At 74.2% G+C, this 12291-nt stretch carries 7 protein-coding genes and 1 pseudogene; 6 read left to right on the top strand and 2 right to left on the bottom strand.

From position 1 onward, the window contains the following. Nucleotides 1–6: 6 nt before the first annotated feature. Nucleotides 7–1518 carry a dynamin family protein gene (locus AB0I21_RS51780; protein WP_344504852.1) on the bottom strand — a complete coding sequence of 504 codons (1512 nt, stop codon included), beginning with the start codon at nucleotides 1516–1518 and terminating at the stop codon, nucleotides 7–9. A 267-nt stretch (nucleotides 1519–1785) separates the two neighbouring features. On the opposite strand from AB0I21_RS51780, the gene AB0I21_RS51785 reads away from it, so the two are divergent. Together AB0I21_RS51785 and AB0I21_RS51790 are read left to right on the top strand one after the other, a co-directional pair. Beyond that, on the top strand, nucleotides 1786–4329 hold the full coding sequence (locus tag AB0I21_RS51785; protein WP_360572524.1) for a LuxR C-terminal-related transcriptional regulator: 2544 nt from the start codon (nucleotides 1786–1788) through the stop codon (nucleotides 4327–4329). A gap of 118 nt (nucleotides 4330–4447) precedes the next feature. Further along, on the top strand, nucleotides 4448–4999 hold the full coding sequence (locus AB0I21_RS51790; RefSeq protein WP_344504850.1) for a LuxR family transcriptional regulator: 552 nt from the start codon (nucleotides 4448–4450) through the stop codon (nucleotides 4997–4999). A 75-nt stretch (nucleotides 5000–5074) separates the two neighbouring features. On the opposite strand, the gene AB0I21_RS51795 is transcribed toward AB0I21_RS51790, so the two are convergent. Further along, nucleotides 5075–6649, bottom strand: coding sequence for an Hsp70 family protein (locus AB0I21_RS51795; RefSeq protein ID WP_360572526.1), 1575 nt, complete (start codon nucleotides 6647–6649; stop codon nucleotides 5075–5077). Nucleotides 6650–6786: 137 nt separating this feature from the next. On the opposite strand from AB0I21_RS51795, the gene AB0I21_RS51800 reads away from it, so the two are divergent. The 4 genes and pseudogenes from AB0I21_RS51800 to AB0I21_RS51815 all read left to right on the top strand — a co-directional run. Further along, the gene (locus tag AB0I21_RS51800) at nucleotides 6787–7545 is read left to right on the top strand and encodes a glycerophosphodiester phosphodiesterase (RefSeq protein WP_360572528.1); all 759 of its coding nucleotides are present in this window, start codon (nucleotides 6787–6789) and stop codon (nucleotides 7543–7545) included. A gap of 23 nt (nucleotides 7546–7568) precedes the next feature. Continuing rightward, nucleotides 7569–8939, top strand: coding sequence for an MFS transporter (locus AB0I21_RS51805; RefSeq protein ID WP_360572530.1), 1371 nt, complete (start codon nucleotides 7569–7571; stop codon nucleotides 8937–8939). Between the two features lie 55 nt (nucleotides 8940–8994). Beyond that, nucleotides 8995–11973 (top strand): BTAD domain-containing putative transcriptional regulator, encoded by a 2979-nt coding sequence (locus tag AB0I21_RS51810; RefSeq protein ID WP_360572532.1) that lies wholly within the window; start codon nucleotides 8995–8997, stop codon nucleotides 11971–11973. A 95-nt stretch (nucleotides 11974–12068) separates the two neighbouring features. After that, a pseudogene (locus tag AB0I21_RS51815) lies at nucleotides 12069–12291 on the top strand (hypothetical protein); the annotation flags it as partial.

The raw sequence follows: 12291 nt of genomic DNA on the forward strand, positions 1-12291 counted from the left end.
GTGCCTTCAGTTGACACGGGCTTGGCCACGGATACGTTGGGACAGCAGGTAGAAGCCGCGGTGCGCGACGAGCGCGACCCGCGACTGGGACGGGCTGGCACCGGCGACGGCGTAGGCGCGCCAGCGGGTCGCGGCGTCCAACGCGGCCCGGACCATCTGGTCACGGTCGGATCCCTGCAGGTTCAGGATCCAGGCGGGGTCGTTGGACAGGGCGAGGCGGGTCAGTTCGCCTTCCATCTGGTCGGGCAGGTCCACGGCGCCGGTCGTGACGAGCTGCGCGACCTCCAGCAGCCGCAGCCGGTGCGACTCCGGCTGCTGCAGGACCCGTTCGATCGCGTCGCGGAGCAGCTCCCGGTCGTGGGGCCGTTCGGCGTGGCTGGCGATCTTCTCCAGGCTCGACAGCGCCCACCCGGCCTTGATCGCGTCGGTGCGCCACCGGAACGCGTGGTCGAGGGTCTGCCGCAGCCGCGGGAACCCGGACGCCTGGAACAGCATCCGGACGAGCTCACCGGTGGCGAGGGTCGGCTTGTTCACCAGCTGCGCGATCGCGAACGAGATCCCGTACAGGTCCAGCAGCCGCAGCAGCCGCTCCCGTGACTCGCGGGTGATCCCGCATTCACGGGTCGTGAACAGGTCGACGGACGCGAGCAGCACGGTCCGCTCGCCCTGCGGGAGCGCGGCGAGCTGCCGCAGCGCCTCGCAGTCCGCCGCGGTCAGCCGCCCGGCTTCGGTCGTCTCGGCGAGCAGCCCGACGACCGGGACCACGTCGGACACGACCCGGCGCAGCACCTTCGACTGGTCGGAGGCGAGCGGCGCGACGATCGGCCACGGGTCCTGCCCGCCGCCGGCGAGCTTGTCGACCTTGTTGAACAGGCCGAGGGAGTTGATCGGGTTGCTGGACAGCCGGGCGGAGATCGACCGGAACGCCTCCAGCGCCTGCACGTCGTCCTCACGCACCGACTGCGTGAACACGTAGATGATCGCCTCCGCGCCGGACAGCGCACCGGCGGAGTCGGAGTCGAGGTCGTCGTCGATCGGCGCCTCGGAGAACAGGAACCGGCGGGCCTGGTCCGACACGGACGTGTTCGCGCTGGACAGGCCGGGCGTGTCGACGACGGTGAGGTCCCGCAGGTGGTCGCTGGTGAGGGTCACGTCGACGTACGCGACGTCGTGGCGGGCGACGCCGAGCCGCTGCGGGATCATGCCGGCCTCGTCCAGCGGCAGGCTGACCCGGGCGCCGTTGCGTTTCACGACGTCGACCCGGTCGGACGTGCCGTACCGGAACTGGGTCACGATGCGGGTGCACTCACCGACCTCGGTCGGGGCGACCCGCCGGCCGATGAGCGCGTTGACGAGCGTCGACTTGCCCGACTTGAGCCGGCCCGCGATCGCGACCCGCAGCGGCTCGCCGAGCCGTCGCCGCACGTCGACGACCTGTGCCTGGGCGCCGCCGCCGAGCCGGTTGCCGACCTCGGCGCACAGGTCCGCGACCCGGGAGCTGAGTGGTCCTGGAGCCACGGCCCGTCAGCCCTGAACCGCGGTGTGGCCGGACACAAGCCCTGAACCGGGCGCGGATACGTCGCCGTGGAGACTGATCACCGACTGCGCGAGGCCGGTGTGTTCAGCCAGAATGCCGACGTACCCTCGGGGTTCCAAGGGGTGGTCCTCGCTCATTACTCGCTCCCGGGTGGAATCAGACCGTCATGTCACGCACGTACGGCACACACATTACGAATATCCTGCGCGCGCAGGATCCCATGTTCGTGCCACGAATGGAGGCGAGAAGTGCCTGAGGCACCGACTGACGAGCCAGTCGCCGGTGTGCCCGCCGCTGTCCCGGTGGGGGTGCCGGCCGGGCGGGCGACGGTGGGTGCCGCCGTGTGGCCGCCCGCCGACCTGGTCGCGGCGGCGGTCGACGCCCTGCGTAACCCCGGTCTGGTGGTCATCGCGGGCGCGCCCGGCACGGGCCGCTCCACGGTGCTGAAACGGCTCGGTGAGACGTTCCGCGGCACCGTGTTCGCCGGTGGTGCCCTCGCGATGCTGCGTGGCGTGCCCGCGTTGCCGCTGTCCCGGGCGGTGCGGGTGCGACTGCCGTCACATGAGGCGCCGCTGCTCGCCGAGGCCGTCCGCTCCCGGGTCCGTCACGGTCTGCTGCTGCTCGACGACCTGCAGTGGGCGGATCCGTTGACGGTCGCCGCGCTTCCCGCGATCGCCGAACACTGTCGGATAGCCGTCACGTTGCGGACGCCGCACCGGCTGCCCGGCGACGCCGAACAGGTCCTGCGCGCCGCCGCCACGGCGTGGCTGAACGTGCCGGCAATGCCCGCCGACGCCGCCGCCGCGCTCGTCCGGCAGATCGCGCCCGGCGCGACCACCGCCGTCGTCGCCGACGTCGTGCGCCGCGCCGGCGGGGTCCCCCTCGCCGTGACCGCGATCGCGAAGCACGTCGCGCAGGGCGGCACCCCCCTCGACTCCGACAAGGGTCTCGCGTACACGGTCGCCGGTGCGCTCGCCGACCTCAACCGTCCCGCCCGCACCGCGATGGCGGCGCTCGGCCTGCTCGGCCGGCCGGTCACCGCGACCGTCCTCGGTGAGGGCATCACGGAGCTGACCGGAACCGGTCTCGTCGAGGTCGACGCCGCCGGGATCGCCGCGCCCGTGTCCCCCTACACGGCGGAGGTCGCCGCCGGTCTCCTGGAACCGGCGGAGCGGGTCGCGTTGCACCGGCGGCTCGCCGGTCTGGTCCCGCCGCGGGAGGCGGCCCGGCACCTCGCCGCCGCCGGCGCACACACCGACGCCTACCAGGTCGCGGTCCGCGCCGCCCGGTCCGCCGCGTCGACCGGGGAACGCGCCGAGCTGCTGCTGCTCGCCTGTGACCTGCCGGGCGTGTCGCCGGCCGCGGACGTGCGCCTGGACGCGGCCCGCGCCGCCCTCGCCGCCGGCCGGCCCGGCTCGTGCCTGCGCGTCCTGCCCGCCGACGCGGTCACCGACCCGGCGGTCGGCGCCGTCGGTGCCGTCCTGCGTGGTGAGGCGCTGCTGCAGCAGGGCAACGCGGTCGCCGCCGCCGACGCCGTCACCACCGTCGGTGACGGCGAGCCCGGTGAGGTCGTCGGCGCCCGCGACCGGGTGCGGCTGCTCGCGACCCTGTCCCGGGACCCGGACACGGCGCTGGCCCGCGCCGAGGAGCTGCTGCGCGTCCACGGTGACGCGCCCGCCCACCCTGGGCTGCGGGCGGCGATCGCCGCCGTCCGTGCCGGCACCCGCCGCCCCGGCTGGGAGTACGGTCTGGCGTCCGCGGCGTCCGCGGCCGGGCAGGCCGGTGACGTCCTCGCCGCCCGCTGGTCGGCGTGGCTGCTGGTGGAGACCCTCACCGCCGACGCCAGGCTCACCGAGGCGTCGAACGCGGCCGCGGCGGCCGCGGCGGCGTGCGCCGGTGACCTCGCCTACTCGTGGCAGACCAGGTTCATCGCCGCGCAGCTGTGGTGCGACGCGCTGCGCGGCGACGAGATCGACGAGGTCGTCCGCCGCGCCGGTGACCTCACCGACCGGACCCTCCCGGCGGTCGCCCGCGGCTACGCGGTCGCCGCCGCCAGCCTCGCCGAGGCCGACGGTGGGCTCCTCGCCCCGGCCCGGGCGCGGCTGGACGCGCTCACCGGCCGGCCGTCGTCGACCGGCCCGGTCCTGGACTGGGTGACGCGGGAGGCGGCGTGGCTGGACGGGCAGCCGGACCACGCGGTCGGCCGCGCCGGTGACCTGCCCGCCCCGCCGCTCGTCGACGGGCTGCGCCGGATCACCGCCCGCTGGGCCGCGTACGACGCCGGCGACACCGCATCCCCCGACGCGGGGTTCGGGGAGGGTGACCGGCCGCTCGCGGCGGTCGCCACGACCCTGGACGCGTGGAAGGCCCCGGACCTGTTCGCGGCGGCCGCCGCCGCCTGGCACGACCTCGCCCGCCGGGAGGAGGTCCGGTGCCTGCTCGCCCAGGGCACCCTCGAGGAGGACGCGGAACGGGCCGTGCCGCCGCTGCTGGAGGCCGAACGGCTCGCCGAGGAGGCCGGGCTCGTCGTCCTGCTCGGCCGGACCCGCCGGGCGTTGCGCCGCCACGCGATCCGCCGCGACACCCGCGGCCGGCGCGCCGGCGACGACCTCACCGACCGGGAACGGGACGTGCTGCGGCTCGTCGCGAACGGCGAACCGACCCGCCGGATCGCCGGGCAGCTCGGCATCTCCCGGGAGACCGTCGAAACCCACATCCGCTCCGGCATGCGGAAGCTCGGCGCCCGCACCCGCACCGAAGCCGCCGCACTCGCAATCGAGGACCTTGGATGAGTAACGGTGTGCTCTTGTGCGGTGGTGCCTGTGCACCGCATCGTTGGCGGATGACACCCGCTGCACCGCCCCGACCAACCGGCCACCTGACCGGTCACGTGAACGGTCAGGGCCGCTGATGGCGGGCGACCCCGCTCACGCACCCCGTTACGTCGTCGCGTCCGGCGGCGACGCCACCAGCGTGCTGCGCCGGCTCGCCCGCGCCGGTTGGAGCACCCGGGAAGGGTTCGCGCTCACCGACCAGGCGTGGGACGTGTCCGACGCGCGGCTCGCCCTCTACGGGCGGGTCGCGGAGGCCGACACCGCCGAGCTGGCGCTGCTCGCCGCGGCCCGCGGCGCCGGGATCGTCGCGATCTGCGACACCGGCGGCGACATCGGCCGGGCGTTGCTCGCCGACCTCGCCCGGATCGGCCCGGTCAGCACCGACCCGGACGCTGACCTCGGCACCGGCCCGGAACCCGACGCCGGCGGCCCGCAGCTGGCCCCGGAGCAGCGGGCGCTGCTGGAGCGGCTCGCCGGCGGTGAGACGATCGCCGCGGCCGCCGCCGCGGAGTTCCTGTCGCTGCGGACCGCGAACCGGCGGATCGCGGAGGCCCGGGAGGCGCTCGGCGTCCGCACCACCCGCGAGGCGGTCCTCGCGTACCTGCGGATCAAACGCGAAGGCGGCTGACCCCAGGCTGACCCTAGACAGTGTCAGGGCCCGTCACGGATGTCCGTGACGGGCCCTTCCGCGCTGCGGCGGGGGTTAGTTGAACGCGGTCATCAGCAGGATCACGAACAGCACCGCCACGATCACCAGCACGACGACGATGACCGCGACCCAGTTCCGCTCGCCCTCGTCCTGCTGCGGGGCGGGCGCCGGCGCCGGCGCCGGCCGGGTCACCTGCGGCGGGAACGGCCCCGGCCGCGCCGGCTGCTGCTGCACCGGCGCCGGCGACACCGGCGGACGGTACGGCTGCTGCACCGGCGGTTGCTGGACGGGCGGCGGCTGCCGCACCAGCTGCACGGGCGGCTGCTGCACCGGCGGCGGCTGCTGCCGGACGAGCTGCACCGGCGGCTGCTGGACGGGCGGCGGGGCCTGCCGCGTCAGCTGGACCGGCGGCTGCTGCCGCACGAGCTGCACGGGCGGCTGCTGCTGGATCGGCGGCCGGTTCATCCCCGGCGACACCGGCACCGCCGACACCGGCCGCTGCTGCTGCGGCTGCGGGGGCGGCGGGGTCGTCGTGCGCGGCATCCCGGACGCGCGGGCCGGCGCCGACGGCGCCCCGATGCACAACGCGCCCTCGACGACGACGGTCTCCGGCTGCTCCAGGGTCGTCGGCGCCACCCCGAGCTCCGTGTGGATCAGGTGCGCCGCGAGCGGGATCCGTGACGACCCGCCGACGAGGAAGATCCCGACGAGGTCCTTCGGCTGCAGCCGCGCCGACTCGATCGCCCGGCGCAGACACGACACGGTCCGCTCCAGGTACGGCTTGACGAGCCCTTCCAGCTCCTCCCGCGTCAGGTGCGCGTCCACCTCCAGGGACGGCAGGTGGATGTCCGTCGACGCGGTCCGCGACAGCATCTCCTTCGCGCCGCGGACGTCCTCGTACAGCAGCCGCCGCTGCCGGCGCGCGTTCGCGTCCGACGGGGTCGCGATCGACGCCCACTTCTCCGCGTGGCTTTCGGAGTACACCTTGCCGAGGTGCTCGACGATCGCGTGGTCGAAGTCCAGACCACCGACGTCGGGCAGGCCGTCCTCGGCGAGGACCTCGAACCCGGACTGGGTGCGCCGCACCACGGTCGCGTCGAACGTGCCGCCGCCGAGGTCGTAGATCGCCAGGGACCGGCCGACGGGCACCGCGGAACCGAGGACCGCGGTGAAGTATGACGCGGCACCGACCGGCTCCGCGATCAGCCGCGGGTTCCCGAGCCCGGAGATGCGGGCCGCCTCGATCAGCGCCGACCGGCGCCGCTCACCCCACCGCGCCGGGTGCGTCATCCGCACCTCGTCGGGGGCGGCGCCGAGCTGCCGGCGGGCCTCGGTGTTGACCAGCGACAGCACGTGCGCGAACAGCCGCGGCACCGGCATCGGATGGTCACCGATGAACACCTCACCGTCGTCGATGCGACGTTTCGGGTTCGGTTCGAACCGGGCCGGGTCGAGCCGCGCGTTACGCTCGGCGTCCCGGCCGACCAGCACTTTCCCGTCGGTGTTGAAGTACAGAGAAGAAGGCAGCAAGGGGGAACCGTCGAACAGCAGCGGCCGCATCCGTGAGTCCGGGGTCCGGACCATCGCGACCGTGTTCGACGTGCCGAAGTCAATGCCGAGCACGCGCATGTGCGTCACCCTACCTGTACAGATCCACACTGCGCGTCGCCCGGCAAGCCTGCCGACAGTCGTGTGTCAGCACGAGGACAGCAACAGGTAACCCGCCGTTACGCAACCACACCGGAAGATCACCGCATACTGTCCGCGTGCCCTATCTTGACCTGCCCGGACCGCTCGGTTTCGCGCACCGCGGCGGCGCCGCGGCCGGTGACGAGAACACGACAGCTGCGTTCGCCCGCGCCGTCGACCTCGGCTACCGGTACATCGAGACCGACACCCACGCGACCGCCGACGGTGTCCCCGTCGTCTTCCACGACGACACCCTGCAGCGGATGCTGGGCCGGCCGGGCCGCATGGTCGACGTGACGTGGGCGGACCTCGCGTCCGTCCGGGTCGGTGGCGCCGCCGCCGTCCCCCGCCTCGACGAGGTCCTCGACGCATGGCCCGACGTCCGGTTCAACATCGACTGCAAGACCGACGCGGCGGTCACCCCGACGGTCGACGCGGTCCGCCGCGCCGGCGCCGAAGACCGGGTGCTGCTGGCGTCGTTCTCCTCCGCCCGGCTCACCCGCATCCGCCGCGAAGCCGGCCCGCGGGTGGCGACGTCGGTCGGGATGCGGGAGGTCACCGCCCTGTGGGCCGGGTCCATGACCGGCCGGCCCGTCCGGGTCGCCGGCAGTGTCGTCGCCGTGCAGATCCCACCCCGGTACGGGCGGCTCACCCTCGCCCGTCCCCGCTTCATCGACTACCTGCACCGCCTCGGCCTGCACGTGCACCTGTGGACGATCGACGACCCGGTGCAGATCGGGCACTTCCTGGACCTCGGCGTTGATGGCATCATGACCGATCACATCGAGGTGCTCCGCGACGTCTACCACGCCCGCGGCATCTGGAACCCCGCGTAAATCCCGGCGTAGGAGAGGCCCCCGTGTCAGCTGTCGACACACCCGAGGCACCGCAGCTCAGCACGAAACGTGAACGGGTCGGCTGGTACTTCTACGACTGGGCGAACTCCGCGTTCTCCACCACCGTCGTCACCGTCTTCCTCGGCCCGTACCTGACGTCGATCGCGGAGCAGGCCGCCGGCTGCGACGGCGACGCCTGCGACAGCGCCGTCATCCACCCGCTCGGCATCGCGATCGCGCCCGGCGCCCTGTTCCCGTACACGGTGAGCCTGTCGGTGTTCCTGACCGTGTTCGTCCTGCCGGTCGTCGGCGCGATCGCCGACCGGTCCCCGCGCAAGAAGCAGCTCCTGGCCCTGTTCGCCTACATCGGCGCGGCCGCGACCGCCGGGATGCTGTTCCTCACCGGCGACCGGTACCTGCTCGGCGCCGCCCTGTTCCTGATCGCGAACATCGCGTTCGGCGCGTCCGTCGTCGTCTACAACTCGTTCCTGCCGCAGATCTCCTCCGAGGAGGACCGCGACCGGGTGTCCAGCTTCGGCTGGGCGTTCGGCTACCTCGGCGGTGGCCTGCTGCTGCTGCTCAACGTCGTCGCCGTCCTCATGCAGGACACCCTCGGCATGACCACCGGCGAGATCGCCCGGTACAGCATCGTGTCCGCCGGCCTGTGGTGGGCCGGGTTCACCACGATCCCGCTGCTCAGCCTCCGCAACCGGCCGCCGCAGGAGGCACCGGCGAAGGGCGTGAACGTCCTCACCGACGGGTTCCGGCAGCTGTGGCACACCCTGAAGTCGTTGAAGGCGTACCCGCTCACCCTGTTCTTCCTCGTCGCGTACCTCATCTACAACGACGGCATCCAGACCGTGATCGCGCTCGCGTCCCAGTACGGGACGAAGGAGCTGCAGCTGTCCGACGACGTCCTCGTCCCGACGATCCTCATGGTGCAGTTCCTCGCGTTCGCCGGGGCGCTGCTGCTCGGCTGGCTCGCGAAACGGTACGGGGCGTGGAAGACCCTCCTCGGCAGTCTCGTGCTCTGGACGGTGATCATCGTCATCGCGTACTTCCTGCCGGCGAAGGAGCCGCTGCTGTTCGTCGCGCTCGGCGGCGGCATCGGCCTCGTCCTCGGCGGGTCGCAGGCGCTGTCCAGGTCGCTGTTCTCGCAGCTGATCCCGAAGGGCCGCGAAGGCGAGTACTTCGGCATCTACGAGATCTCCGACAAGGGCACCAGCTGGCTCGGGCCGCTGCTGTTCGGCCTCGCCTACGACACGACCCGCTCCTACCGGGTCGCGATCATCTCGCTGCTGGTGTTCTTCGTCGCCGGGTTCCTCGCGCTGCTCGCCGTCCCGATCCGCAAGGCGATCGAACAGGCCGGGAACACCCCACCGACCCGCCTGTAGCCCGCCTGTAACCCTCCCGTACACCTCCCGGCCGCAGGTCACTACATTCACCTGCGTGCGATTCCGGCTCCTCGGTCCCCTTGCCGTCCACGTCGACGGCCGGCCGGTCGAGGTGCCCGCCGCCCGGGACCGGGTGCTGCTGGCGATGCTGCTGCTGCACCCGGGCCGGGTCGTCACCGTCGACCAGCTCGTCGACGCCGTCTGGGGTGACCACGCGCCGGCGACGGCGCGGGCGCAGCTGCACACGTGCGTGTCCCGGCTGCGCCGGCTCCTGCCGGACCTGATCAGCACCGACACCGCCGGCTACCGGGCCACGGTCGCCGGCGACGACCTCGACACCGTCACGTTCACCGCGCTCGCCGCCGCCGGCCGGGCCGCCGCCGCGGCCGGTGACCTGCCGCAGGCGCGGACCCGGCTGCGGGCCGCCGTGGACCTGTGGCGCGGCCCGGCGCTCACCGGCGTCGACAGCGCCGCGGTCCGCGCGCACGCGGTCGCGTTCGAGGAACGCCGCGACGCCGCCCTGGAGGACTGCGTCGACGTGGAGCTGCGGCTCGGCCTGCACGCGTCGCTGATCGGGCAGCTGACGGCGCTGGTGGAGCAGCACCCGCTGCGGGAACGGGTGACGGGGCAGCTGATGACGGCCCTCGCCCGCGCCGGGCGGACCGCTGACGCGCTCGCCGTGTACCGGCGGCTGCGGCGGACCCTCGACGACGAGCTGGGCCTGCCGCCGAGCGACGCCCTGCAGCGGCTGCACGAGGACCTGCTGCACCCCGCCGCGGACCCCGCCCCCGCCGCGCCACCACCGGCCACTGTCCCGGCGCCGCAGCGGCCGTGGACGCTGCCGCGGGACGTCGCCGACTACGCCGGCCGCGACGACGTCGTCGCCGGAGTCGTCGCCACCGTCGACGCCGCCGACGCCGCCGGTGGCGGCACCCCGGTGGTGGTCACCGTCGACGGGATGGCCGGCGTCGGCAAGACCAGCCTCGCCGTCCACGTCGCGCACCGCGTCGCCGGCCGCTACCCCGACGGGCGGCTGCTGCTGGACCTGCGCGCCCACAGCGACCGGCCGCCGCTGCCGCCGCACGAGGCCCTCGGTGTCCTCCTCACCCACCTCGGCGCGGCCCGCATCCCCACCGACCCCGACGACCGCGCCGCCCGGTGGCGGACCGAGACCGCCGGCCGGCGGCTCCTGATCGTCCTCGACGACGCCGCCGACGCCGCGCAGGTCACCCCGCTGCTGCCCGGCGCGTCGGCGTCGCTGGTCATCGTCACCAGCCGCCGCCGCATCGCCGGCCTCGACGGCGTCCGCCCCGTGTCCCTGGACGTCCTCGCACCCGCCGAGTCGCTCCGGCTGATCACCGGGGTCGTCGGGGCCCGCGCCGCCGCCGACCCGGCCGCGACCGCCGACGTCGCGGACCTGTGCGGGCACCTGCCGCTCGCGTTGCGGCTCGCCGCGGCCCGGCTCGCGCACCGCCCGTCGTGGAGCGTCGCCGACCTCGCCGACCGGCTCCGCCGCGCCCACCCCGCCCCCGTCGACCTCGCCGTCGACGGCCGGTCCCCGCACGCCGCGTTCGAACTGTCGTACCGGCAGCTGCCCCCGCACGCGCAGCGGCTGTTCCGGCTCCTCGGCCTGCACCCCGCCGGTGACCTGTCCGTCCGCGCCGCCGCCGCCATCACCGCCACCACCACCGCGAGCGCTGAGGATCTCCTCGGGCAGCTCGTCGACGCGCACCTGCTCAACGAACCCGCCGCCGGCCGGTTCCGGTTCCACGACCTGCTCCGCGAATACGCCGCCCACCTCGCCGCCACCGACCCGGAACGCGACCCGGCGACCACCCGGATGCTCGACTTCTACCTGCACACCGCTGCCGCCGCGACGAAAATCTGGGAAAGCAACCCGGACCGGGACCCGATCGACTTCACCGACGTCGGCCCGCACGTGCCCACGTTCACCGGCATGCTCGACACCCGCGAGTGGCTGAACGTCGAATGGGTCAACGTCGCCGCCGTCACCCACCTCGCCGACCGGCTCCACCGGCACCGGCACACGATCCTGCTCACCCGCGCCCTGTGGGCGTACCTGTTCCGCAACTCGATCAACGACGTGTCCCTGGACCTGCACCGCCGCGCCCTCACCGCCGCCGAAGCCCTCGACGACCCGGACCTCGTCGCGATGGCCCACAACTACCTCGCGTCCGCGCACGCCCGCAGCGGCGACCTCACCGCCGCCGCCGGGCACCTGCAACGCCTCGTCGGCCACCCCCGCTGGGGTGCCCGCGCCGAGTCGAACCTCACCTACGTGTACCTCAACGTCGGCCGGTTCCGGGAAGCGCTGACCCTCACCGAACGGTCCCTCACCGCCGGCGACGACCGGCGGCAGGTCAGCGGCCAGTGGACACCGCTCGCCGCGACGCTGCGGGCCCTGGGCCGGCACCACGAGTCCGTCCTCGTCGCCCAACGGATCATCGCCTACGCCCGCGGCACCGGCAGCGACGGCGGCAGCACCTGGCCGGGCGCCGTCGGCGCGGTCGAGCTCGGCGCGACCCGCGCCCGCCTCGGCCAGCACCGGCAGGCGACCCTGCTGCTGTCGTGGGCGCGCCGGCAGCTCGGCGTCGACGCCGGCCCCGGCTCGGAGATCGAGGCCCGCACCGTCATCGGCGCCAGCCTCGTCGCCCTCGGCGACCACGACCGCGGCCTGCGGCTGCTGCACGGCGCGTACGACGACGGCCGGCACCTCGACCCGACCGCCGCCTGCCACGCCGGGAACACGTACGGCGAGGCCCTGCACACCGCCGGCCGCCCCGCCGACGCCGAAACCGTCCACCGGTGGGTCCTGGACCGGGCGACCCGCGCCCAGCACCGCTACGAACAGGCCCGCGCCCACCGCGGCGTCGGCACCGCCACCGGCGACCCCGACACCGCCCGGGAACACCTCACCGCGGCGCTGCGCCTGTTCGACGAGATGGGCACCCCGGAACGGCACGAGGTCCGCGCCGCCCTCCGACGGCTGGGTGGCCCGCCACCGGCCCAGTAGGCTGCACCGTCGTGACGTCCTCCACCCAGACCCTCGACGAAGACCCGTCCGCGTGCGTCGCCGCCGGTGACAGCCGGCTACGCCGCGGTGGCTCCCTGAAGTTCTTCTACGGACCGATGGACTGCGGCAAGTCGACCCTCGCCCTGCAGATGGACTACAACCACGCCCGGCAGGGCCGCCGCGGCCTGGTCCTCACCACCATCGACCGGGCCGGGCCGGGCCGCCTGTCCACCCGCATCGGCCTCGGCAAGGAAGCCGTCGAGGTCGGGGGCGGCCACGACAACCCCCGCCGGCGGCCGCAACCGAGAGGCAGGGCGT

Source organism: Dactylosporangium sp. NPDC050588 (assembly GCF_040654975.1).
GTDB lineage: Bacteria > Actinomycetota > Actinomycetes > Mycobacteriales > Micromonosporaceae > Dactylosporangium > Dactylosporangium maewongense.

Excerpts from the sequence above, each read along its gene's own strand:
- AB0I21_RS51790 (WP_344504850.1), top strand. The coding sequence starts at position 4,448 with ATGGCGGGCGACCCCGCTCACGCACCCCGTTACGTCGTCGCGTCCGGC.
- AB0I21_RS51795 (WP_360572526.1), bottom strand. The coding sequence starts at position 6,649 with ATGCGCGTGCTCGGCATTGACTTCGGCACGTCGAACACGGTCGCGATG.